Origin of the sequence: Streptomyces sp. AC602_WCS936 (genome assembly GCF_019049125.1) — a bacterium.
GTDB lineage: Bacteria > Actinomycetota > Actinomycetes > Streptomycetales > Streptomycetaceae > Streptomyces.
Genome location: NZ_JAGMUF010000090.1, coordinates 343,106 through 365,783, shown reverse-complemented (window position 1 = coordinate 365,783; position 22,678 = coordinate 343,106). Strand labels below are relative to the sequence as shown.

Sequence of the window (22,678 nt, the reverse complement as noted above, 5' to 3'; positions counted from 1 at the left end):
TCGCGTTTGCCGGGGCAATGGGCGTGCGCCCCGCGTACTCCCCGCGTACTCCCCACGTGCTCCTGCGTGCCCGCGGGGCTGATGGGCCACGATGGACCCATGCCCACCGGAAAGCGGCCCTCCGGCCCGTTCACCCCGCGCGACTTCCAGCTCGTGCTGCTGCGCCGCATGGCCGACCACAACCCGGGCCCGGTGGAGGACGCCCGCCGTGAGCTGGGCGCCTCGATCGCGGAGATGCGGGAGGCCAACCGCCGCTGGCAGGCGATGCTCCGCTCCCCGCATTCCCGCTCGGCGGCCTCGCGGTACCGCTCCGTCCTGGGCGAGCCCGAGTCGGCGGCACCCCGCCGGATCGGCGACCTGGAGTGCGAGGCCCGGCAGTGGGCGCTCCCCCTCTGGCCCGACCTGCGCTTCGAGGTCCTCGTCGCCGACAAGGGCGTCGTCTGGAACGAGTGGCTGGTCCGCGCCCCGGGCGCCGAGGCGCCGCCGCTGCGCACCCTGGACGACCTCACGCCCTGGTCCTGCACGGTCGACGAGGCGGCCCGCGCCTTCGCCCCCGCCCGCCCGCTCCAGGGCTCGGCCCCGACCCGGTGGGGCCTGGCCTTCACCGCCCCGGACGCGGACGGGCAACGGCACGAGGTCGTCGCCGAGTTCACCTGGGGCCTGCTCCAGCGGACGGCGGTCCGGGACAGCTAGCGAGCCGCCGCGTCCAGCACCGCCTCCACCACCCGCGGCAGCGACCGCTCGTGCAGCCACAGGAACAGGTTCGGCTCCACCAGCTCCAGTTCCATCACCCGCGGCCGCCCGTCGTCCCCGTCCACCAGGTCGACCCGGGCGTACAGCAGCTCGGGAGCGTCCGGTACGGCGGCCAGGGCGCGTTCGGCGACGGCCAGTTCGGCGGCGGTCGGTGTCCAGGGTTCCAGGCCCGGGTGCGCGACCTTGCGTTCGTCGTACGGCGTCCCGGGCGTGAGGACGGCGCCCTTGCGGCTGGCGTGCAGCAGACGCCCGCCGATGAACTGCAGCGCCCGCTCCCCGGTGGTGTCGATGCCGCGCACGTACGGCTGCACCATCGCCGTGAAGCCTTCGGCGTGCATCCGCTCCACCTGGCGCAGTGCGGTGGTGTGCTCGCCCGGGGTGTAGCGGGCGGCGAAGCGGGCCCCGGCGCCGGAGGTCGGCTTGACGACGTACTCGTGGCCGTCGGGGAGGATGACCGCCTCGCCGGGTGCCGCGTAGCTCGTGGGCACGGTGGGCACGCCGGCCTCGGCGAGCTCGCCCAGGTAGCGCTTGTCGGTGCTCCAGCGCACGACGGGCGCCGGGTTCGCCAGCCGCGTCAGCTTCCCGCACTGTTCGGCCCAGGCCGTGAACTCGGCGGCCCGCCAGCTGTAGTCCCAGGTGGAGCGGATGACGGCGAGGTCGAAGGCGCCCCAGTCGACGCCGTCGTCGTCCCACACCTCGGTGGACGCCGTAGCCCCGACGTCCTCCAGGGCCCGCACCAGCACCGGCAGGTCCCGGTCGACGCTGACCTGCGGGCCGGGGCGGCAGGTGACGAGTGCTATCCGTGGCATGGTCCTATCGTTCCTCTCCCGGGTCCCAGTCCAGCAGACGGACCTTGGCGACCGTACGGACGTGGCGGCGCATCGCGGCGGCGGCCTGCCCGGGGCGGCGTTCGGCGATCGCGTCGAGGATGGCCTGGTGCTGGGCCAGGGAGCGGACGGGGCGGCCGGGCTGGCGCAGGGACTCGGTGCGGCTCTCGGCGATCTGGTGGGCGATGGAGCGCATGAACTCCGCGAGCAGGCTGCTGTGCGCCGCCGCCGTCACCGCCGCGTGGAACAGGCGGTCGCCCTCGACGCCGTGACCGCCCTCCTCGACCTCCTCGGCCATGACCGTCAGCGCCGACCGCATCGCCGCCAGGTCGTCCTCCGTGCGGCGCTCGGCGGCCAGTTCGGCGAGCTTGGTCTCCAGCGCCTCGCGGGCCTCCAGGACGTCCGGGAGCCGCCGCCGGCGTTCGACCATGTCCTCGACGGGCTCGACGTCGAGGCTGTCGCGCACCAGGTACGTGCCGCCGCCGTGCCGCGCCTCCACCAGACCCTGGACCTCCAGGACCACGATCGCCTGCTTCACCGAGGCGCGGCTGACGCCGAGGCGCTGGGCGAGGTCCCGTTCGGGCGGAAGACGGTCGCCGGCCCGCAGGCCGCCGTCGGTGACGTACTGGCGCAGCCGCTGAAGCACCTGCTCGTACAGGCGCTGCTTGGTCATGGGGCGCAAGGCGTCGGTCACGGATCCCCCTCTCGCCGGGAGAGTAACACCGGGCCGCCCGTGGACGAGTGGCTGAGCCAATTCGTGCGCGACCCCTTGACGCGGGCACGGTGCGGGCCCACGCTGACCGACCAGTCGACCCGTCGCATCGTCCAAGTGGCTCAGCCACTCTGCCAATCAGACCCCCTGCCCGTCAGGTCAGCCCTCGGGAGCCCCGCATGTCCCCCGAACTCGTCTCGATCCTCGTCCTCGTGGTGGTGTTCGTCATCGCCACCACCCGCTCCGTCAACATGGGCGCCCTCGCCTTCGCCGCCGCCTTCGGGGTGGGCACGCTCGTCGCGGACCTCGACGCGGACGGCATCTTCGCCGGTTTCCCCGGCGACCTGTTCGTCGTCCTCGTCGGTGTCACCTACCTGTTCGCGATCGCCCGCGCCAACGGCACCACCGACTGGCTGGTGCACGCCGCCGTCCGGCTGGTGCGGGGGCGGGTGGCGCTGATCCCGTGGGTGATGTTCGCGCTGACCGGCGCGCTCACGGCGATCGGCGCGGTGAGCCCGGCGGCGGTGGCGATCGTCGCGCCGATCGCGCTGAGCTTCGCCACCCGGTACGCGATCAGCCCGCTGCTGATGGGCACGATGGTGGTGCACGGTGCGCAGGCCGGCGGCTTCTCGCCGATCAGCATCTACGGCTCGATCGTCAACGGCATCGTGGAGCGTGAGGGCCTGCCGGGCAGCGAGGTCACCCTCTTCCTGGCCTCGCTGATCGCCAACCTGCTCATCGCGAGCGTGCTGTTCGTACTGTTCGGCGGGCGGAAGCTGTGGGCGCGGGGGTCCGTGACGCCCGAGGACGACGGCGCGGTGGGCAAGGGCGCGGAGCCCACCGGGCCCGGCACCGGCACCGGTTCGGGGTCCGGGTCCGGACCCGCGGGCACCGCCCCCACCGCCGTGGCCGTCCGCCCCGACCAGGACACCGACGGCACGGGCGGCGCCACCCGCCTCACCCCGGCGCGGATCGCCACCCTGGTCGCCCTGGTCGCCCTCGTCGTGGCCGTCCTCGGCTTCGACCTGGACGCGGGACTGACCGCGGTCACCCTCGCCGTCGTGCTGAGCACCGCCTGGCCGGACGACAGCCGCCGCGCGGTCGGCGAGATCGCCTGGTCCACGGTGCTGCTGATCTGCGGTGTCCTGACGTACGTCGGTGTGCTGGAGGAGATGGGCACGATCACCTGGGCCGGTGAGGGCGTCGGCGGGATCGGTGTCCCGCTGCTGGCCGCCGTGCTGCTCTGCTACATCGGCGCGATCGTGTCGGCCTTCGCCTCCTCCGTGGGCATCATGGGCGCGTTGATCCCGCTGGCGGTGCCGTTCCTCGCGCAGGGCGAGATCGGGGCGGTCGGCATGGTGGCGGCGCTCGCGGTGTCGGCGACGGTCGTGGACGTCAGCCCGTTCTCGACCAACGGCGCGCTGGTGCTGGCCGCGGCCCCGGACGTCGACCGCGAGCGGTTCTTCCGGCAGTTGATGATCTACGGAGGCATCGTGGTGGCGGCCGTGCCCGCGCTGGCGTGGCTGGTGCTGGTGGTGCCCGGCTTCGGGTAGGTCCAGGCAAGGAACCGGCAATCGCATGCAGCAGCCGAACGACCGGCGAAACGACTAAGGAGTACGACGCGTGTCCTCTCTCTTCCCGGCCCTCTCCCCGGCTCCGACCGGCGCTCCGGCCGACGCTGTGGCCGACCGGCCCGCCCTGCGGTTCGGCGAGCGCTCCCTGACGTACGCGCGACTGGCCGCCGCGGCGGGCGGCACGGCCGGACGGATTCGGGGGGCCGGCCGGGTCGCCGTCTGGGCGACCCCGGCGATGGAGACCGCCGTCGCCGTCGTCGCGGCGCTGCTGGCCGGCGTCCCCGCCGTGCCGCTCAACCCGAAGTCCGGCGACAAGGAACTGGCGCACATCCTCGCCGACAGCGAGCCGTCGCTCGTCCTCGCGCCCCCCGGCGCCGAACTCCCGCCCGCGCTGGGCGCCCTGGAGCGGATCGACGTCGACGTGCACGCCACCGCCCCCGTCCCCGAGGACCGCGCCGACGACGGCGACCCCGCCCTCGTCGTCTACACCTCCGGCACCACCGGCCCGCCCAAGGGCGCGGTCATCCCGAGGCGCGCGCTGGCGACGACGCTGGACGCGCTCGCCGACGCGTGGCAGTGGACCGGCGACGACGTGCTGGTGCAGGGGCTGCCGCTGTTCCACGTGCACGGTCTGGTGCTGGGCATCCTCGGCCCGCTGCGGCGCGGCGGGTCCGTGCGGCACCTGGGCAGGTTCTCCACCGAGGGCGCGGCCCGCGAGCTGAACGACGGCGCGACGATGCTGTTCGGCGTACCGACGATGTACCACCGGATCGCCGAGTCCCTGCCCGGCGACCCGGAGCTGGCGAAGGCGCTCGCCGGGGCCCGGCTGCTGGTCTCCGGGTCGGCCGCGCTGCCCGTGCACGACCACGAGCGGATCGCCGCCGCCACCGGCCGGCGGGTGATCGAGCGGTACGGCATGACGGAGACGCTGATGAACACCAGCGTGCGGGCGGACGGCGAGCCGCGCGCCGGGACCGTGGGCGTGCCGCTGCCGGGCGTCGAGCTGCGGCTGGTGGAGGAGGACGGCACGCCGATCGCGGCCCTGGACGGGGAGAGCGTCGGCGAGATCCAGGTGCGCGGCCCGAACCTGTTCACCGAGTACCTGAACCGCCCCGACGCCACCGCCGCCGCCTTCACCTCCGACGGCTTCTTCCGCACCGGCGACATGGCGGTGCGCGACCCCGACGGCTACGTCCGCATCGTCGGCCGCAAGGCCACCGACCTGATCAAGAGCGGCGGGTACAAGATCGGGGCCGGCGAGATCGAGAACGCGCTCCTCGAACATCCGGGGGTGCGGGAGGCCGCCGTCACCGGGGAGCCCGACCCGGACCTCGGGGAGCGGATCGTGGCGTGGATCGTGCCCGCCGATCCGGCCTCCCCGCCCGCCCTCCAGACGCTGGCCGACCACGTCGCCGGGCGCCTCGCCCCGCACAAGCGGCCCCGTGTCGTGCGGCACGTGGACGCCCTGCCCCGCAACGACATGGGCAAGATCATGAAGCGGGCGCTGACCCATGGCTGACCGCCGGTCCGCGCGCGAGTTCCTCGCCCTGCTCACCGACGACTTCGCCGAACTGCCCCGCCCGCCCGCCCGGCCGGAGCCGTCCGACGGCCCCCTCGGCTGGGACGGCTACGACGCCTCCCGTGCCCGCGCCGCCGAGCGCACCGGCGAGGAGGAGTCCGTGGTCTGCGGCACCGGGCACGTCGAGGGCGTCCGGGCCGTGCTGCTGGCCTTCGAGTTCGGCTTCCTCGGCGGCTCGCTGGGCCGGCGCACCGGCGACCGGCTGGAGGCCGCGTACGCGTACGCCCGTGAACACCGGTTGCCGGTGGTGCCGTTGGTCGCCACCGGCGGCAGCCGGATGCAGGAGGGGATGCTCGCGCTGACCCAGCTCCAGCGGGTGGCCCGGCAGTCCGCGCTCACCCGGGAGGCCGGGCTGCCGCAGATCGCCGTACTGCGCGACCCGGCCACCGGTGGCGGCTGGGCGACGCTGGGCGCGGGCGCCGACGTGGTGCTCGCGCTGCCCGGCGCCCAGGTCGGTTTCGCCGGGTCCCGGGTCCGGCCGCCGGACGCCGACCCGGCGGCGTACACGGCCGAGGCGCAGGTGGCGGCGGGCAGTGCGGACGCCGTAGTGCCGACCGGGGAACTGCGCGCGACGCTGGGGCGGTGGCTGCGGCTGCTGACGGCGCCGTCGACCGAACCGGCGCCCGTGCCCGAGCCGCTGGGAGCGCGGGACCTGCCGGTGAGCGGCTGGGACGCGGTCCGGCGGGCCCGGTCGCCCGAACGCCCGCGCGCCGGGGCCTACCTGGACGCCTACTTCACCCACCGTGTGGCCCTGTCCGGCGACCGCTGCGGCGGCACCGACCCGGACGGCATGCTGTGCGGCTTCGGCGAGCACGCGGGGCGGACGGTGGCGTACGCCGCCCAGACCGGGACGGCGACGCGTCCCGCCGGTTACCGCACCGCCGCCCGGCTGCTCCGGCTCGCGGACCGGCTCGGCGTCCCGGTGCTGACCCTGGTGGACACCCCGGGCGCGGCGGCCGACGCGGAGGCGGAGCGGCAGGGCGCGGGCCCGGCGATCGCCGACCTGTTCGCCGCGCTGGCGTCGGTGGCCACGCCGGTGACGACGCTGCTGATCGGCGAGGGCGGCTCGGGCGGGGCGCTGGCGCTGGCCGCGCCCGGCCGCACCTGGGCCACGCCGGACAGCTACTTCTCCGTCATCGCGCCGGAGCTGGCGGCGGCGATCCTGAAGCGGGGGCCGGAGGAGGCGGAGGCGACGGCCGGTCAACTACGCCTGTGCCCCGTGGACTTGGCGGAGCTGGGCGTGATCCGAACAAGCGATCAGTTGTTCCCTGGAACAGGTGATCGTCGCTCAGAATGACGCATGTGGCTGCAGGGTCCAACGATACTTACGGTGTGCAAGCAACGGGCTGCAGACCGTAGTTGACGCACATGTCCCAAGTAGCAGTAGGTCCTAGCAGTAGGTCCCACACAGCACAGCGCAAGGAGCTGCACGATCATGAACCTTCTCACCGACATCCTCGCCGGCATCGTCCACTTCGTCGGCTGGCTGGTCTGACGGTCCGAGAAACCAGGCGGCGCCGCCTCCCCGTCCCAGGGAGGCGGCGCCGTCCGCGTGTCAGCGCACGGCCACGGCCCGCACGATCTCCTGCGTGACCGAACCGCCCCGGTCGTCGCTCGCCGAGGCCCGCAGTGAGACGTGCTCCGCGTCGCGGGGCACCCTCAGCGTCCCGTGCCAGGACGCCTCCCCGTCACCGCCGCGCAGCCGGACCTGCTGCCAGGTCTTCCCGTCGTCGTACGACACCTCCAGCTCGCCGCCGCCGATCGTCCCGGTGTCCGGGGCACCGGCCACGTACTCGGCGCCGATCCCGACCCGCAGCTTCTTCCCGCCGCGCACCTTCCCCGCGAGGTCGGTGTCCACGTCGAAGGAGAGGTTGATCAGCGGCAGGTAGGTCCAGCGGTCCTCCGGCGTGGCGGCCGAGCGGAAGGTCCACTCCGCGCGGCCCTCGGTCGCCAGTGGCCAGCGCCCGGCGTCGAGCGCCGTCTCGGTGACGAGCCTGTACGTGCGCTCGTCGGCCGGCGCGTCCCACACGTACGCGGCGGAACTCGGCCCCTGGTCGACCAGTTCACCGTCCAGGTACACCGACGTCGTCTGCGTCATCCCGCTGCCCTCGCTCCACACGTCGCCGAAGCCGGTGTGGTCGGGGCCGGAGTCGCCCCAGCCGGGCGCGTTCAACTGGATGCTGTTGCCGGACCGCTGCTGGCCCCAGCCGAGGCCGGTGCCGAGGTAGGGGTGCCACACCGGCTTGAACCAGTTCAGTTCGGTGCGCGAGCCGCCCTCGTACCGGACCGTCCCCGACCGCTGCTCCAGCGCGCCGTCGGCGGTGGTCACGGACTCGTGCCACAGCTGGCCGGGCCCGGTCGACACGTACTCGGTGCGCTCGGCCGGGAAGGCGATCCGCTCCTTGAAGCCGAGGCCGATCGGGAAGGTGTCGGTGATGGAGTACCGGAACTCGCCGCCGCCCGCGGGCTCGGCCGCGTGGTACCTCGCCCGCAGCTCGGCCAGGTCACGGCGGCCCGGCTCATAGGTGAGGTCCCGGTCGGGCACGGCGCCGCGATGGCCCTCGGACAGGTCGTACGTGTACGGCGTGTCGCGCGTCCCGGTCATGTCGACGCGCTTCGCGTCCCGCAGCCGCTCGGCGTCGGCCGCGCTCACCGTGGCGATCTGCAGCGGCCGGTCGGCGTTGTCGTCCGTGCCCCACCAGGACATCAGCCGCCCGGGCGCGTCGTCGGTGACGAACAGCGCCTTCACGCCCGCGTCCTGCGCGGCCTGCGCGAGGGCCGTCGGCTCGGTGTCCCCGGTCAGCTCGGCGAGGACCGCCTCGCCCCGCACACCCTCGGGGAAGGGCCCGTCCCCGACGTCGGTCAGCGGCAGCCGGGTGCGGCCCTCGATCAGGGTGCCGCCCGACTGGACGGCGGCGTCACCGATCCCCCGGACCTCCAGCAGCGGCTTGCCGAGCCGCCACACCGTCCGGTACTCGAAGTCGCCCTCGGTGACCTTCTTTCCGGTGGGCGCGGCGAAGACGCTGTCGTAGGTCAGGGGCACCTGAACCGCGCCGAACAGGTCGGAGCCGTTCGCGCTGCGGTCGTACTCCATGATCAGCTGCCGGGTCTCGGTGCGCTTGCCGACGTCGGCGCTGACCTCGCGCAGCTCACGGCCGTCGAGGGTGATCTCGCGGTCCCGGTCGACGACGACCTCGGGGGCGGCGAGGAAGCCGAGCCCCAGCGAGTCGGCGCCGTGGCTGCCGCGTACGTCGAGGAAGGAGGCCAGGCTGTACGTCCCCGGTACGAGGCGCAGTTCGAGGGTCCCGGAGTCGCCGACGTGCGCGGGGAAGGGGTCGACGCCCTCGGCGAGGCGCTGGACGGTCAGGTCGGCCGGAGTGGCCGCGCCCGCCCGGTCCTTGACGTGGACGGTGAGCGTGTACCGCTCCTCCTCCTTGACCAGTCCGAACGCCGTGTGCGCGACGGGCGTGCCGTCCGCGCCGGTCGCCACGATCCGGCCGCTGGTCTGGCCGACGGGGGCCTCGGCGCCGTCGCCGGTCACGGTGGTCGCGGCGGTGCCGTGCGCGGGCACGGTGAGGGTGGTGTCGGCGAGGGTGGCGACGCCCTCGGGGGCGCCCTCGACGGACAGCTTCAGCTCGACGTCGGTGTCGGAGGAGTTGGTGTAGGTGACGGTGCGGGTGACCGGCTCGTTGGCGTCGTACGGCCAGGAGTAGAAGCCGAGGTCGGCGCTTCCGGTGGCGGTCACCTCGGCGCCGATCGCGTCCGGCACGCTGACCCGGCCCGCGCCCAGCTGATAGGCCGAGGCGTCGAGTTGCTTCGAGGTGGACATCAGCGCGTCCTTGAGCCGGGCGCCGCTCCAGTCCGGGTGCTGCTCGGCGAGCAGGGCGGCGACGCCGGAGACGTGCGGCGTCGCCATCGACGTACCGTCCATGGACGTGTAGTCGCCGCTGCCCTCCGCGAGCCGGGAGCGGGCGGCGAGGATGCCGACGCCCGGGGCGGACAGGTCGGGCTTGAGGGCGTTGTCCCCGTACCGGGGCCCGGCGCTGGTGAACCAGGCGGCCTGGTCGGCGGAGTCGACGGCGCCCACGGTCAGGGCGGCGTCGGCGGCGGCGGGCGAGCCGATGGAGGACGAGGCGCCGGTGTTGCCGGCCGCGATGACGAACAGCGCGCCGGTCTCGGCGGACAGGGTGTTGACCGCCTGCGCCATGGGGTCGGTGCCGTCGCTGGGCTCCGTGGAGCCGAGGCTCATGGAGACGATGTCGGCGTCCACGTCCCGGGCGGCCCACTCCATGCCGGCGATGATCTCGGACTCGCTGCCGAAGCCCTCGTCGGAGAGGACCTTGCCGACGGCCAGGGTGGCGCCGGGCGCGACGCCCTTCTCCTTGCCGTCGGAGGCCGCGCCGCTGCCGCCGACGGTGGAGGCGACGTGCGTGCCGTGGCCGTGCCGGTCGGCGACCTCCTCGCCCGGTATGAAGCTGCGGCTCTCGGCGACGCGGCCCGCCAGGTCGGGGTGGCCGGCGTCCACGCCGCTGTCCAGCACGGCGACGGTGACGCCCTTGCCGGTGAGCCCGGCCTCCCAGGCCTCGGGCGTGCCGATCTGCGCGTTGGACTCGGCCATGGTGGCGGTGACCCGCCCGTCGAGCCACACGCCGTCGACGGCGGAGCCCCGACGGGTGAATTCCCGCCAGAATGCGCGCCCCTTGTCCGCCTCGACGGCGGCCCCGCGCACGCTGGGCAGCGACCGCGTCCGCTCGGCCCCCTTCAGGGTGGCGGCCCGCGCACCCTTCTCGTAGGTCACGATCAGCGGCAGCTCGCCGGTCTCGGTGTCGGCGAGCCCCTGCTCCAGCAGTGCCCCGACGTCGAAGAGCCGTTCGTCGAGGCTGCCGTCGCGCAGATGGGGCAGCGCCTCGTCGGGCACGACCAACGTCCGCCCGTCGCTGCTGCGGGTGTGCACCGCGCCGGTGGCGCCCTCAGGCCGCTCGACGGTGATCGTCTTCCGGCCACCGCCGAGGTCGGCGACGGTCACCCGGTCGCCGGTCACGAGGGTGACGGTGCGGGCGCCTTCACGGGCGTCGGTGCGGGCGTCGGTACGGGCGTCGGCGGCCGGGGTGCGGGCGGACGCGCCGGGCGGCTCCTGCGCCGCCGCCGTCCCGGCCGGCAGCAGCGCGATCACGAGCCCCGCCGACAGGAGGGTCGCCCCACGTCTGACTGGTCCTGTGCTCATCCACGTCTCTCTTCGTGTCGTCGTAGAGTGCTGTGACGAGTGCTGAACAGCAGTCTCAGGGGGCTTGTGGGGCACGGGAGTTGACCAAGGGTGGCGGTTTGGCGCCCTGGCGGGTTTCCGCCAGCCCTGCGCGGCACCGGCTACGGAGGGCGGGACACCGTCAAGTACCGTCCGTCACAATGAGGTTCCGCACGGGTACGGAAGGCGAACGGGGAGCGAACGGCGTCATGGACCGGTTGGTCGAGTTCAGCACCGAGGACGGTGCGCTGGTGGTCGTCGAGGGCGTCGAGGACGAGGACGGCGCGCGGCTGGTCTCGCGCGGCGACGGTCCGGCCCGGGCGGCACGCACCTTCGAGGGGTCCCTGGAGGGCGTGCGGGCCGCCGCCGGGTCCGCGCTGCGGGTGTTCCGGGACGGCTCGCTCAGACCCGACTCGGTGGAGCTGGAGTTCGGGGTCAAGCTGACCGCGGAGACCGGCGCGGTCATCGCGAAGGGGGCGGCCGAGGGCCATCTGGTCGTGCGGCTGAGCTGGTCGCCCCGGCCCGCGGAGGACTCCGGAAGTCCCGGGGGTGCCGGGGACTCCGGGGGTGCCGGGGGTCCGGACGCCGCCGGCCGGTCATGAGCGGTGCCGCGTGGCACGCCCGCGTCGAGTGCGGCAATGAGGTCGGTGCCGGGTTCCTCGTGTCGGGGCGCCGGCTGCTCACCTGCGCCCATGTCGTCCGGTGGAGCGAGGACGCCGCGGTCACGGTGACGTTCCCGGGCCACCGGGAGCTGGGCGAGCTGTCCGCGACGGTCGCCGTGCACGGCGGCTGGCGGGGCGGCGCCGCCGACCGCGGCGACCTGGCCGTACTCGAGCTGGGGCGCGAAGTGCCGCTGGCCCCGGCCGTCTTCGCCCGCCCCGGCACGGAACGGACCGCGCCCGCCCCCGAACTGGTCGCCTACGGCTTCCCCAAGGGGTACGACGAGGGCATGCTCGCCTCCTACCGGGCCCTGCCCGGCCCGCTCATCTCGGACGAGTGGGTCCAGCTGGAGGCGCTGACGGGGCACGGGCAGCCGCTGGCGGCCGGGTTCAGCGGGGCGGCGGTGACGCTGGCCGACGGGACGGTCGTCGGCATGGTCTCCGCGGTCGCGGGCGCCAGGGACGTGCGCGTCGGGCGGATGCTGCCGGTCGAGGTCATGGCGCGCTACTGGCCCGAGCTCGGCGAACTGGTCCCCACCCCGGGGCACCGGTCGGACGCGCGCCGGCGGCTGTACACGCTGGTGCGCCGGGCCGAGGAGACGGGCCTGGCCTGCGATCCCAACCGGCTGTACGTCTCCGCCATGGACGCCTTCGCCCCGCCGCCCCCTCAGGGCGGTTTCGCCTCCCTGCGCCAGGCCGCCGCCTACGTCCAGTGGGAGGTGACGGAGCCGGACGCCGTGGCCCGGTTCGCCGACCGGCTGGAGCAGCGGCTGACGGAAGGGCAGTCCCCGCCGCCGAGGCCCGCGACGTGGTCGCCCATCGTCGTGGAGATCGACCACAGCGGCGCCGGTGCCGACCAGGTCACGGTCGAGGTGTCCGCGTACCGGGACGGGCAGCGCCGCCCCGTGGCCTCGCGCCGGATGGCCCGGAGCGCGGTGCGGGCCTTCGTGCAGGAGCGCATCGACGAGGCGTTCACCCAGCTCGACCCCGGCGCCGAGGAACTGCTCACCTTCGTCCTGCCGCGCGCGTGGCTGAACGAACCGGTCGCGCACTGGGCGTGCAGCGAGGACGACCCCACCCCGCTCGGCTGCGCCTACCCGCTGGTCGTCACCGACCGGTACCGCCACCGCAGCGGACGCCTCCGCCACCAGTTGCGCAAGAGGTGGCGCAAGCTCGGTGTCAGCCCGGGCGCCACACTGCACCGCGTCGACTGCGGCACCCCGGAGCGGCCGGCCGGGCTGCGCAAGCGGCTGCGCGACGACGCGGAGCTGGCCGGTTTCGCCGCCCCGCCCGCGGCGGCCCGCGAGCACTTCGAGGTGGGCCTCAACCTGCCCGTGCCCGTACTGCTGTGGCCGCGCGGGGGCTGCCCCGGCGACGGGCACGACGGCGCCTGCTCCGGCACCGCGTTCCTCGACGAACTCGCCGTGTCCGTGGCGGGGGTCCCGCCGTCCGAACTCCCCCGCCTGGTCATGGAGCTGCGCGAGACGGCGGACGCGGCCGACGACCCGGACGGGCACTGGGCGAGGGACCTCCAGCTGCTGTGGGACGACCCCCGCTGCTTCGCCGAACCCGCCGCCCTGCTGCACTCACCCGTCGCCTGAAGCCGCCCGCCCGACGTCACCGGAACCGCCCGCCCCAGCCGCCTGGACCACCCGAACCACCTGAACCACCCGCCGCACCGACCGCTCGGAGAGAAGAACCATGCCCCTGTGGCCCGTCTACACCGGCGCGCCGGACCCGCACGACGGCATCACCAGGCTGCCCCCGCCCCCGCCCTGGCGCGCCTTCGACGGCCACCCCGTGCTCGACCCGCCGGACGACGACGGCGGCGCCCCGGCCACCTCCCCCGACCGCGCCCACCGGGCCGCGACCTACCAGGCCACCGAGCACACGGTGCAGTTGGTCAACGCGGCCCTGTACCTGCGCCGCCCGCTGCTGGTCACCGGCCCGCCCGGCACCGGCAAGTCGTCCCTCGCCTACGCGGTGGCGCGCGAGCTGCGGCTCGGCCCGGTCCTCAGGTGGAACATCACCAGCCGCAGCACCCTCCACGACGGCCTCTACGCCTACGACCCGCTGTCCCGGCTGTACGCGGCGCGCCAGGACGCCGAGCGCCCCGGCGACGCGGCCAGCGGCACGGGCGTCGAGGACCACCTGCGCCTCGGCCCGCTCGGCACCGCGCTCCTGCCCTACGCCCGTCCGCGCGCCCTGCTCATCGACGAGATCGACAAGAGCGACCTCGACCTGCCGAACGACCTGCTGCACGTCCTGGAGGAGGGCCAGTACGAGATCCCCGAACTCGTGCGCGCCTCGCGCGACACCCCCGGCGGACGCGCCGAGGTGCTGATCGACGGCACCGACCAGCGGGTGCCGGTCGAGCGCGGCCGGGTCCGCTGCCGGGCCTTCCCGTTCGTCGTCCTCACCAGCAACGGCGAGCGCGAGTTCCCGCCCGCCTTCCTGCGCCGCTGCGTCTCGCTGCGCCTGCGGCAGCCCGACGACGCCCACCTCGCCGAGATCGTCCGCGCCCACCTGGGCGAGCCCGACGCATACGCCCAGCAGCTGATCGACCGTTTTCTGTCCCGCGTGGGCAGCGGAGAACTCGCCACCGACCAGCTCCTCAACGCCATCTACCTGGCCCGCTCCTCCGGCCTGGGCACCGACTCCCTGGACGAGCTGGCGGAGCGGCTGATGCCGTACCTGGGCCGGTCCCCGCAGCCCGACGCCTTCTGATGCCCGCCGACCGCCCCTGCCCGCCGGACCCCCTGCCCCGCCTCGCCGACATCCTCGGCCGGGCGTCCTCGGGCCCCCGCCCCACGCCGCTGGAGCTGGCGGAACTCCTGTGGCTGGCGGGGCACATGGAGTCCGCCGAACACCACCCGCCGGGCCCGTCGGCCGGTACGGAACCCGCGGCGCCCAAGCCGCCGCCCACGCCCACGCCCGCTCCCGTACCGCCGCCGACGGCCGATCGCCCCCGGGAGCCTCGGCGGCAGGACCGTCCAACCGGAGCCCCTCCCGCGCCCGAGCCGGCCGCCCCCCGCAGCCCCCTGCGCCTGCCCGCCCCGGCGCCCGCCCCGGGGACGGCGGCGGCCGAACCGCACAGCGCCCTGCTGGCGCCCGCCCCGCCGATGCTGCGCCACCCTCTGGCGCTCCAGCGGTCGCTGCGCCCGCTCAAACGCCGTACCGACGCCCCGGTGGGCCGGGAGGTGGACGAGGCCGCGACCGCCGACCGCATCGCCCGGCTCGGCGCCGGACCCGAGTGGTGGCTGCCGGTACTGCGCCCCGTGCGGGAGCGGTGGCTGCGGCTGAACCTGGTGCACGACGCGGGTCCCACGATGCCCGTCTGGCAGCCCCTGGTGCGTGAACTGCACGCCGCGCTCGCCCAGTCGGGCGTCTTCCGCACGGTCGCCCTGCACCGCGCGGATGCCGACGGCACGGTCCCCGGCGACGGCGCCCAGGCGCCCGCCGACGGCCGCACGGTCACCCTGCTGATCAGCGACTGCATGGGACCGCAGTGGCGGGAGGGCCCGGCCGGCACCCGGTGGTTCGCCACCCTGCGCCGCTGGGCGCACCGCACGCCCCTCGCCGTCCTCCAACCGCTGCCCGAACAGCTGTGGCGGGACACCGCGCTGCCGCCGGTGCCCGGCCTGCTGTCCGCCCCGCACCGGGCCGCGCCCAGCGCCGCGCTCGACTTCACCCCGTACGACGGCGCCGCGCCGCGAGCCCCCCGGGGTTCCGTGCACGTGCCGGTGCTGGAGCCCGGCCCCGAGTGGCTGGCGAACTGGTCGTCGCTGGTCGCGAGTCCGGGCGGCACCCGGTACCCGGGCGCGGCGGCCGTACTGCACCGCCCCCTGCCCGCCGACGCCGACGACCGCGCCGACGTCGCCCGGCTGTCCGCCGGGGAACTGGTCCTGCGCTTTCGCGCGGGCGCGTCCCCGCAGGCCTTCCGGCTGGCCGGCCACCTCGCGCTCGGGCGCCCGGACCTGCCGGTGATGCGGCTGGTGCAGGCCGCCGTCGAACCGGACCCGCTCCCGAGCCACCTGGCCGAGGTCATCCTCAGCGGCCTGCTCACCACCGTCCCCGGGCCGCCCGGCTCCTACGAGTTCCGCCCCGGCGTACGCGAGCTGCTCCTGCGCGGTCTGCCCCGCACCGCGCGCGCCCGCACCCACGAGCTGCTGCTGCGGACCGGCGGCCTCATCGACGAGCGGGCCGGGCGCTCGCCCGGCGAGTTCCGTGCGCTGACCCCCTCCCGCGACGGCACCGAACGGGCCGACGGTAAAGGGTCGTTCGCGGCGATCAGCCAGGAGAGCGCACGACAGCTGTCCACGTCGCCGCGCCCACCGGGCCCCTCGCCCTTCCCGCCCGAGCTGCGCGCCCGCTACCGGCCGGTGCGGCGGCTCGCACCGGCCGGGAGGATGTGGCTGGCCGAGGACACCGGGTCCAACCGGACCGTGGCGGTCCGGCTGCACGATCCGCTCCCCGACGCCGCCTCGCGCCGGGCGTTCCTGAGGGACGCGCGCCGTCTGACGGAGTTCGCCCACCCGAACGTGGTGACCGTCCTCGACGGCGGCATCGAGGACGACGTCCCGTACGTCGTCATGGAGCACCTCGACGGCATCGCCCTGAACGCGCTCGTCCGGTCCAACGGCCGACGGCTGCCGCCGCCGCTGACGGTGTCGGTCGGGGCCCAGCTCGCACGGGCCCTCACCGCCCTGCACGAGGCGGGCGTCACGCACGGCGGTCTGGAGGCGTCCCGGGTGGTCCTGCTGCCGGACGGCACGGCCCGGCTCAGCCTCTTCGAACCGGGCCGCACCTCGGGCCCCGCCGGGCGCTCCGAGGACCTGCGGGCCCTGTGCGACGTCGCGCTGCTGCTGACCTCGGGGACCTCGCACCTGACCGTCCCCATCGAGTCCCGCCGCCTGGACCGGCTGCCCGAGGCCCTGCGCATCCACTACGCGCACGCCTTCGACCAGCTGATGTTCCCGTCGCTGGAGACCCAGGCCCGGGGCCGGGACCTGCTCACCCACCCCGAGCTGCCGACCAGGGCCGGGGAGGCGTACGAGCCGCGCCGGTACGGCGCCCTGGGCCCGCTGCGGGTCGACCTCCCGGACGGCTCGCCCACGCTGCCGCCCGCCGTCCGCGCGCTGCTCGCCACGCTGCTGCTCAAGCACGGCCGCACGGTGACGCACGAGGAGCTGCGGTGGGGGCTGTGGGACCCGGGCGACGAGCCGCGCGACTCCCGGGCCGAGGTGACCAGGGCGGCCGGCGAGCTGGCCGCCGTGCTGGGTCCGGGCGTACTGGCGACGTCCGCCCACGGCTACGCCCTGCACACCAGCTGCGACCACGTGGACGTGGTGCACTGCGACGAGCTGGTGCGCCGGGCCGACGCGGCGCGGCTGGTGGGCGCGCTCGCCGAGGCCCACGACCACGTCACCGAGGCGCTGGCGCTGTGGCGCGGCACGGAACCCCTGGCGGACGTGCCGGGCCCCGCCGCCCGCACCGCCCGCGTCCGCCTCACGCGGCTCCGCCTCGCCCTGCACACCAAGCGGGCCGAACTCGACCTGGCCCTGGGCGAGTACGACCGGGCCGCCGACGACCTGGCCGGCCTGCTGCGCGCGCACCCGCACCGGGAGGACTTCCGCCGCCTGTACCTGATCGCACTGCGCCGCCAGGGCCGGGTCGAGGAGGCGCTGGAGGTGTACGGGGAGTACGAGCTGTCCGGAGGGAGGAGCCCGGCGCTGGTGGCGCTGGGCCGGGAACTGCGCGAGGAACACGCCGGTCCTGCGGACGACGCCCCGTGGGAGGAGTACGAAGGGACGGCGGACCCGGACGGGCCACAGACCGCCGTGTCCGCGCCGGACGAACTTCCGGAGGGGCCCTTCCTCACGGAGGACGGTCTGTGGACGCCGCTGCTGGGCGAGGGCGAGGAGGGTCGCCCCAGCGAGCAGGAGGCGGAGGCGGAGGCGGCCGAGGAGATCGCCGTACGGGCCGGAGAGACGGAGACCGACGCTTCCCGCTTCCCCGTGGACATGTGGGAAGTCCCGGTGGGGGAACCGGTGGGGGCCATGGCGGGGGGCGCGTGGGGCTCCGGGGCGGAACACACGGCGGACGACGCGGATGACGCGGACGACGACGCCGGCCTCGACACCGACTTCCACGACTGCGCCCGCTACGCCTTCGCCGACGGCCCCCCGGACGGTGAAGCCCGCGCCGCCCTGCACCGCGTCGTCACCGACCTGCTCGCGGACAGCGGGCTGCACGGCGACGCGTACCAGCTCCTGGACGACCGGGCGGGCGACCTGCTCGTGCTGCTGGCGCCGCGGGTGGAGGCCTCCCCCCTGCTGCGGGCGACCGTCGAGGGCCTGCCCGGGCTGCTGGCGCACCTGGGCGGTCCGCGGCTGCTGGCGGAGTTCTGGCAGGCGGAGTTCCGGCTCGACGGCGGCGAGGAGCAGGTCTTCCGGGCCGATCCCCGGTCGGTCCGCGACGCCCTGGACTCCTCCGGCGCCCAGGCGCTCATCGCCCTCTCGGACTCCCTCTACTACGACGAGGTGTACGAGGAAGGGCAGGACGGCCCCGCCTTCGCCCCGGACACCTTCCGGCCGCTGGCCGACGACACCGGCTGGTACCGGCCGGTCGGACGGGCCGCCGCCGGGGAGCCCGCGGCGCCGGCCGGCCGCTGACCGCTCCCTGTCCCGCGCACGATGCCAAGGAGGCCGGCCACCCGCCGGCCCCGCACGGTCCGCGCTCTCGGGAGGATCCGCCATGACCGCCAGTACCGCCAGCCTGGAGGCGCTGCGCCGCTGCCACTTCGCCGTCGACCTGGGCGCGGCGCGGACCCGCGTGTACGTCAAGGGTGCCGGGCTCGTCGTCGACCAGCCGTCCGCCGCCGCGGTCAACACCCGCACCGGCGCGCTCATCGCGGTCGGTGAGTTCGCGGAGAAGATGACGGGCCGCACCCCCGGCTACATCCGCGTCGTACGGCCCGTGTCCGGCGGCACGGTCGTCGACATCGAGATGGCCCAGCGGATGCTGCGGCACCTGCTCGGCGACAAGGTCCGCCGCGCGCTGCGCCGCAAGCCCCGGCTGCGCGCCGCCGTGTGCACCCCGCACGACGCGGACCCCCTCTCCCAGCGGGCGGCGATCGAGACGCTGGTGGGGCTCGGCGCGCGCCGGGTGGAACTCGTCGACACGCTGATCGCCGCGGCGGTCGGCTGCGGGCTGCCGGTGGAGCAGCCCGAGGCGACCATGATCATGGTGTGCGGGGCGCACGCCACGCAGGTCGCGGTGCTCTCCCTCGGCTCGATCGTGACCGCGGAGCGCATCCCGGTCGGTGGTGAGGCCGTCGACCACGCGATCGTGCAGCTCCTGCGCCACCAGCACGAACTGGTGCTGCCCAGCCAGTCCGTACGCCCGCTCCAGGTCGCCCTGTCCGGCAACGGGCTGACCCCGCAGGGCCCGGCGTCCACCGAGATCCACGGCCGGGACGTGGCGACCGGGCTGGCGCGGAGCGTGCGGGTCGACACCGCCGCCGTCCGCAACGCCATCCAGACGCCGCTGACGGGCGTGCTCGACGGGATCGGCAAGGTGCTGCGCGACTGCCCGCCGGACCTGGTCGCGGACCTCGCCGACCGCGGGATCATGATGGTCGGCGGCAGCGCGCTGCTCCCCGGCTTCGACCAGATGCTGCGTCAGGCGACCGGCATGCCGGTGCACATCGCGGAACGGCCCGACGTGTGCGCGGTCCAGGGCCTCGGCACGATGCTGGAGGGCCGCATCGAGCCGCTGGCGCTGAACCCGACGTCGGTCGACTGACGGGCGGCGCGGAAGGACGGAAGCCGGGGAACCGAAGAGACCGACGAAGCCGCACGGCATTAGCACCCAGCCCGCGCCCCGACTGACCCGGCTGCTCGAAGCGGTCCTGGAGGTCGGCACCGACCTCGACCTGCGCGGCACGCTGCAGCACATCGTGGACGGCGCCGCCGAGTTGACCGGCGCCTCCTCGGCCGCCCTGACCACCGCCGACCCCGCCCGGGACGGCCTCGCCGAGATCCGCACCCCGGGCCGCGACGGCACCCCCGAACCGGCGGACCGGCTGCGGATGCCGATCCACGTGCGCGACGAGGAGTTCGGCGAGCTGCGGCTGGCCGGGCGGCCCGGCGGGGACCCGTTCACGGCCGAGGACGAGCAGTTGCTGCGGGTCCTGGCCACGCAGGCCGGCATCGCGATCGGCAACGCCCGCCTGTACGAGGCGGCGCGGCAGCGCGAGCGCTGGATCGAGGGCGCGGCGGCCGTCACCAACGCGCTGCTCACCGAGGACGGCGCGGACGACGCGCTGACGACGGTCGCCGAACGCGCCCGGCTGCTCGCCGGCGCCAGTGCCGGAGTGATCCTTCAGCCGACCGCCGAGGGCGGCATGGAGATCGTGACCGCCTCGACGCCCGAGGACCCGGACGGCATCGTCGGCGCGACGATCGCACCGGGCAGCCCCGTCCTGGAACAGCTCCTCGGCGGGCAACCCGTCTTCATCGCCGACTCGGCGACCGACCCGCGCATGACGACGCACGTGCGGCACCGCTTCGGGCCGAGCATGATGCTGCCCCTGCGGGCGGACGGCCGGCTGATCGGCACCCTCGCCCTGCCCCGCCGCCGCGGCGACCGCCCCTACACCGCCGTCGAACGGCTGCTCGCGACACAGTTCGCCTCGCAGGCCGCGCTCGCCCTCGTCCTCGCCGACGCCCGGCGCGGCCGGGAGCGCCTCGCCGTCTACGAGGACCGGGACCGCATCGCCCGGGACCTGCACGACCTGGTGGTGCAGCGGCTGTTCGCCACCGGTCTGATGCTGGAGTCCACGCAGCGGCGGCCGGGCGCGGACGACGTCCGGGACATCCTCGGCCGGGCGGTGGACGAGCTGCGGTCCACGGTTCAGGAGGTTCGTACGACGATCCTGGCGCTGCGGCAGCCCCCGGCCGGCCCGCCCACCGGGCTGCGCGGCCGGGTGCTGCGGGAGACCGCGTCCGCCGCCGCCCGGCTCGGCTTCCCCCCGTCCACGCACTTCACCGGCGCCGTCGACACCCGCGTACAGGACGAGGTCGGGGACCGCCTGCTCACGGCGCTGCGCCGGGCCCTGGCGGACGCGGCCGGCCGCCCGGACGTGACCCGCGTCGAGGTCGCCGTCGGCACGACCGCCGTCTCACCGGACGGCCGGAACGGCCCGGGCGGCGTACGGCTGACGGTCTTCGACGACGGCACGGGGCCCGGGGGCGAGGCCGACGGCGAGGGAACGACCGTCACCTGGTGGTCGCCGCTGTGAGCGCCCCGGGAACGAAACCGCGCGGCGGTGGACGAGCGGCGCCTTTACCCACCCATGGGCCGGTCATTCCCCGCGCCCGGGTGTAGTCCCCCGCCCGGCGGGCAGGTGCACCGACGGGGACTGTGTGACGTTGCGAACGTCTGCCGGGGATCGACATGGACGGACAAGGCGGTGACATGACCTCAGCGGCACCACCACGTCTGGCGGGGAGGCCGGCCACCCTGGTCATCGACGGCCAGGTGCACGCCGGCCGGGCCCTGCTCCTGCCACGGGGAGAGCTCGTCCACGGGTGCGCGGACATCCTGGCCGAGGCGCTGGCCACGCTGCCCGACGGCATCGGCCGGGTCGACCTGGACATGGGCGACGTGGTGCACATGGACACGGCCGGACTACAGTTCCTGGACCTGCTCGGCGGCTACAGCAACCGGCAGGCGGTGCCGGCGACGGCCACGAACTGGCACGGGCAGCCGCTGCGCGTCCTGGACCTGGCCGGACTGGACCCCGCCGACCCCCTGCGCGCCACGGCCCACCGGCCGGAGCCCGCCGCCGAGCCTCCCGCGCCCCCCGCCGAACGGCTGCACGTCCTCCAGGAGGAGGTGGAGCAGCTGCGCCGGGCGATCGCGTCCCGCCCGGTCATCGACCAGGCCCGGGGCGTCCTCATGGCGCTGCACGCCTGCACGTCGGACGAGGCGTGGCACATCCTGCGCGAGGCGTCGCAGCTGTCCAACACCAAGCTGCGCACCGTGGCCGCGGCGGTCACCGCCGGTGCCGAGAGCGACGGCCCGCCGCCGCCCGCGGAGGTGCGCGCGGCCCTGCGGACGGCGCTGGCCCGGCTGCGCCGCTGAAACCTCGTCCTGTGTGGTGCGGGCGGTGCGGCCGGGGTACTCGGCCCGCGACCGGCGTCCGGCAGGAGGAGGGACCACGATGAGCGAGCCGACCCCGTCCCAGGCCGAGGGCGAACGCGACGACGAACGGGACGACGTCCCGGACGTGCCGCACACCACACCGTCCCAGGCGGAGGGCGAGCGGGACGACGAGGACGCCACGGAGACCAGGCCGGCCGGTTAGGCCGGCGCGGCGCCACCGTCCGTCCAGAAAAGGTTTCTGCAGAGGTGACGCGGAGTGGGGCGGGTGGGACTCGAACCCACGGCCGACGGATTATGAGTCCGCTGCTCTAACCGGCTGAGCTACCGCCCCATAGCGGCGTGTCGCGTACATCTGTGCGCGCCGTCTGCCGCAGCATAGCCGCTCATACGATCTCCTGCCTCGGCTGGTCGGCTACGGCTGCGCCTTCATGACCTTGAGGACTCCGCAGCGTGCCGCGTGGTTCCCGGACATGGGGCAGGGCATGAAAAAGGACCCCGGCGGGGTCCTCGTTCATCATGCTCCCCCGACTGGACTCGAACCAGTAACCTGCCGGTTAACAGCCGGCTGCTCTGCCAATTGAGCTACGGAGGACCGAGCTCCCCGGACTGGACTCGAACCAGTAACCTGCCGGTTAACAGCCGGCTGCTCTGCCAATTGAGCTACCGAGGAAGGTCTCGTATCGCATCGAACGCGTCGGCCTGGGTATTCGCCAGGGGGCGCGCGCTCGCTGCGACACATACATTAGCGCAAGCAGGGGGGTGCTCCGCCAATCGGTACTCCCCGGCACCTCGGAGCCAGAGCAAGGGAAGGGTGGCCGCCATGCGTTACAGGGTCACGTTCGTCGTCGGACTCGCCGTGGGTTACGTGCTGGGCACGAAGGCCGGGCGGGAACGTTACGAGCAGTTGCGGAAGTCCGCCCGGCAGGTCGCGCAGAACCCCGCCGTGCGCAACACCGCCGAGTCCGCCGCCCAGCAGGGCAGGCAGTTCGCCGACAAGGCGTACCACGTGGTGAGCGACCGGGTCGGGGACCGGATGCCCGACTCGGTGGCCCAGCGGGTGCGGTCGCTGCGCGAGCGCAACGGCAACGGCAGCACCGCGGACGACTGGGGCACCAGCAACACCTGACACCCGTGCCCCCTGGAGATCCCGTGCCCCCACCGG

The 22,678-nt window shown here is 74.9% G+C and carries 16 protein-coding genes and 3 tRNA genes; 13 read left to right on the top strand and 6 right to left on the bottom strand.

What is annotated here, in order from left to right; all coding sequences use genetic code 11:
* The first annotated feature begins 99 nt into the window (after nt 1-99).
* Nucleotides 100-693, top strand: coding sequence for a hypothetical protein (locus KUM03_RS26950; RefSeq protein ID WP_217252160.1), 594 nt, complete (start codon nt 100-102; stop codon nt 691-693).
* Here KUM03_RS26950 and KUM03_RS26945 read toward each other — a convergent pair.
* Both KUM03_RS26945 and KUM03_RS26940 read right to left on the bottom strand, forming a co-directional pair.
* On the bottom strand, nt 690-1,562 hold the full coding sequence (locus KUM03_RS26945; protein WP_217252158.1) for a RimK family alpha-L-glutamate ligase: 873 nt from the start codon (nt 1,560-1,562) through the stop codon (nt 690-692). The two genes, KUM03_RS26950 and KUM03_RS26945, sit on opposite strands and share 4 nt — an antisense overlap.
* 4 nt (nt 1,563-1,566) lie before the next feature.
* On the bottom strand, nt 1,567-2,274 hold the full coding sequence (locus KUM03_RS26940) for a FadR/GntR family transcriptional regulator (protein ID WP_217252157.1): 708 nt from the start codon (nt 2,272-2,274) through the stop codon (nt 1,567-1,569).
* A 197-nt stretch (nt 2,275-2,471) separates the two neighbouring features.
* Here KUM03_RS26940 and KUM03_RS26935 point away from each other — a divergent pair, with 197 nt between their 5' ends.
* The 3 genes from KUM03_RS26935 to KUM03_RS26925 all read left to right on the top strand — a co-directional run bounded on the left by KUM03_RS26935 (nt 2,472) and on the right by KUM03_RS26925 (nt 6,742).
* Nucleotides 2,472-3,845, top strand: a complete 1,374-nt coding sequence (locus KUM03_RS26935) for an SLC13 family permease (RefSeq protein WP_217252156.1) — start codon at nt 2,472-2,474, stop codon at nt 3,843-3,845.
* A 70-nt stretch (nt 3,846-3,915) separates the two neighbouring features.
* Nucleotides 3,916-5,385 carry an acyl-CoA synthetase gene (locus KUM03_RS26930; protein ID WP_217252154.1) on the top strand — a complete coding sequence of 490 codons (1,470 nt, stop codon included), beginning with the start codon at nt 3,916-3,918 and terminating at the stop codon, nt 5,383-5,385.
* A complete protein-coding gene (locus KUM03_RS26925) occupies nt 5,378-6,742 on the top strand; it encodes a carboxyl transferase domain-containing protein (RefSeq protein ID WP_217252151.1) in 1,365 nt (454 codons plus the stop codon). The genes KUM03_RS26930 and KUM03_RS26925 overlap by 8 nt, the downstream gene beginning before the upstream one ends.
* A gap of 258 nt (nt 6,743-7,000) precedes the next feature.
* Here the strand turns inward: KUM03_RS26925 and KUM03_RS26920 are convergent, their stop codons facing one another.
* The gene (locus tag KUM03_RS26920; RefSeq protein WP_217252148.1) at nt 7,001-10,669 is read right to left on the bottom strand and encodes a S8 family serine peptidase; all 3,669 of its coding nucleotides are present in this window, start codon (nt 10,667-10,669) and stop codon (nt 7,001-7,003) included.
* A gap of 227 nt (nt 10,670-10,896) precedes the next feature.
* On the opposite strand from KUM03_RS26920, the gene KUM03_RS26915 reads away from it, so the two are divergent.
* The 8 genes from KUM03_RS26915 to KUM03_RS26880 all read left to right on the top strand — a co-directional run bounded on the left by KUM03_RS26915 (nt 10,897) and on the right by KUM03_RS26880 (nt 21,718).
* Nucleotides 10,897-11,289: a CU044_2847 family protein gene (locus KUM03_RS26915; RefSeq protein ID WP_217252145.1), complete on the top strand. Its 393-nt coding sequence runs from the start codon at nt 10,897-10,899 to the stop codon at nt 11,287-11,289.
* Nucleotides 11,286-12,947: a trypsin-like peptidase domain-containing protein gene (locus KUM03_RS26910; protein WP_217252142.1), complete on the top strand. Its 1,662-nt coding sequence runs from the start codon at nt 11,286-11,288 to the stop codon at nt 12,945-12,947. The genes KUM03_RS26915 and KUM03_RS26910 overlap by 4 nt, the downstream gene beginning before the upstream one ends.
* Before the next feature lie 100 nt (nt 12,948-13,047).
* Nucleotides 13,048-14,073, top strand: a complete 1,026-nt coding sequence (locus KUM03_RS26905) for a MoxR family ATPase (RefSeq protein WP_217252140.1) — start codon at nt 13,048-13,050, stop codon at nt 14,071-14,073.
* Nucleotides 14,073-18,020, top strand: coding sequence for an SAV_2336 N-terminal domain-related protein (locus tag KUM03_RS26900; protein ID WP_217252137.1), 3,948 nt, complete (start codon nt 14,073-14,075; stop codon nt 18,018-18,020). The genes KUM03_RS26905 and KUM03_RS26900 overlap by 1 nt, the downstream gene beginning before the upstream one ends.
* Before the next feature lie 82 nt (nt 18,021-18,102).
* Nucleotides 18,103-19,152 carry a rod shape-determining protein gene (locus KUM03_RS26895; protein ID WP_217252133.1) on the top strand — a complete coding sequence of 350 codons (1,050 nt, stop codon included), beginning with the start codon at nt 18,103-18,105 and terminating at the stop codon, nt 19,150-19,152.
* A 58-nt stretch (nt 19,153-19,210) separates the two neighbouring features.
* On the top strand, nt 19,211-20,650 hold the full coding sequence (locus KUM03_RS26890; RefSeq protein WP_217253018.1) for a GAF domain-containing sensor histidine kinase: 1,440 nt from the start codon (nt 19,211-19,213) through the stop codon (nt 20,648-20,650).
* Nucleotides 20,651-20,826: 176 nt separating this feature from the next.
* Nucleotides 20,827-21,495, top strand: a complete 669-nt coding sequence (locus tag KUM03_RS26885; protein WP_217252131.1) for an ANTAR domain-containing protein — start codon at nt 20,827-20,829, stop codon at nt 21,493-21,495.
* A 79-nt stretch (nt 21,496-21,574) separates the two neighbouring features.
* Complete coding sequence (locus KUM03_RS26880; RefSeq protein WP_198941288.1) at nt 21,575-21,718, top strand: hypothetical protein; 144 nt, start codon at nt 21,575-21,577, stop codon at nt 21,716-21,718.
* Between the two features lie 55 nt (nt 21,719-21,773).
* On the opposite strand, the gene KUM03_RS26875 is transcribed toward KUM03_RS26880, so the two are convergent.
* The 3 genes from KUM03_RS26875 to KUM03_RS26865 form a co-directional block, all read right to left on the bottom strand.
* Nucleotides 21,774-21,847: transfer RNA gene (locus KUM03_RS26875), tRNA-Ile, on the bottom strand.
* A gap of 188 nt (nt 21,848-22,035) precedes the next feature.
* Nucleotides 22,036-22,108 (bottom strand) — tRNA-Asn (locus tag KUM03_RS26870).
* A gap of 5 nt (nt 22,109-22,113) precedes the next feature.
* Nucleotides 22,114-22,186: transfer RNA gene (locus tag KUM03_RS26865), tRNA-Asn, on the bottom strand.
* A gap of 150 nt (nt 22,187-22,336) precedes the next feature.
* Here KUM03_RS26865 and KUM03_RS26860 point away from each other — a divergent pair.
* Nucleotides 22,337-22,642, top strand: coding sequence for a YtxH domain-containing protein (locus KUM03_RS26860; RefSeq protein ID WP_217252128.1), 306 nt, complete (start codon nt 22,337-22,339; stop codon nt 22,640-22,642).
* Nucleotides 22,643-22,678: the final 36 nt, after the last annotated feature.

What these genes read in the sequence shown, in the direction of transcription:
- KUM03_RS26950 (WP_217252160.1), top strand. Translation starts at nt 100, where the DNA reads ATGCCCACCGGAAAGCGGCCCTCCGGCCCGTTCACCCCGCGCGACTTC.
- KUM03_RS26945 (WP_217252158.1), bottom strand. Translation starts at nt 1,562, where the DNA reads ATGCCACGGATAGCACTCGTCACCTGCCGCCCCGGCCCGCAGGTCAGC.
- KUM03_RS26935 (WP_217252156.1), top strand. Translation starts at nt 2,472, where the DNA reads ATGTCCCCCGAACTCGTCTCGATCCTCGTCCTCGTGGTGGTGTTCGTC.
- KUM03_RS26925 (WP_217252151.1), top strand. Translation starts at nt 5,378, where the DNA reads ATGGCTGACCGCCGGTCCGCGCGCGAGTTCCTCGCCCTGCTCACCGAC.
- KUM03_RS26920 (WP_217252148.1), bottom strand. Translation starts at nt 10,669, where the DNA reads ATGAGCACAGGACCAGTCAGACGTGGGGCGACCCTCCTGTCGGCGGGG.
- KUM03_RS26915 (WP_217252145.1), top strand. Translation starts at nt 10,897, where the DNA reads ATGGACCGGTTGGTCGAGTTCAGCACCGAGGACGGTGCGCTGGTGGTC.
- KUM03_RS26910 (WP_217252142.1), top strand. Translation starts at nt 11,286, where the DNA reads ATGAGCGGTGCCGCGTGGCACGCCCGCGTCGAGTGCGGCAATGAGGTC.
- KUM03_RS26905 (WP_217252140.1), top strand. Translation starts at nt 13,048, where the DNA reads ATGCCCCTGTGGCCCGTCTACACCGGCGCGCCGGACCCGCACGACGGC.
- KUM03_RS26900 (WP_217252137.1), top strand. Translation starts at nt 14,073, where the DNA reads ATGCCCGCCGACCGCCCCTGCCCGCCGGACCCCCTGCCCCGCCTCGCC.
- KUM03_RS26895 (WP_217252133.1), top strand. Translation starts at nt 18,103, where the DNA reads ATGACCGCCAGTACCGCCAGCCTGGAGGCGCTGCGCCGCTGCCACTTC.
- KUM03_RS26885 (WP_217252131.1), top strand. Translation starts at nt 20,827, where the DNA reads ATGACCTCAGCGGCACCACCACGTCTGGCGGGGAGGCCGGCCACCCTG.
- KUM03_RS26880 (WP_198941288.1), top strand. Translation starts at nt 21,575, where the DNA reads ATGAGCGAGCCGACCCCGTCCCAGGCCGAGGGCGAACGCGACGACGAA.
- KUM03_RS26860 (WP_217252128.1), top strand. Translation starts at nt 22,337, where the DNA reads ATGCGTTACAGGGTCACGTTCGTCGTCGGACTCGCCGTGGGTTACGTG.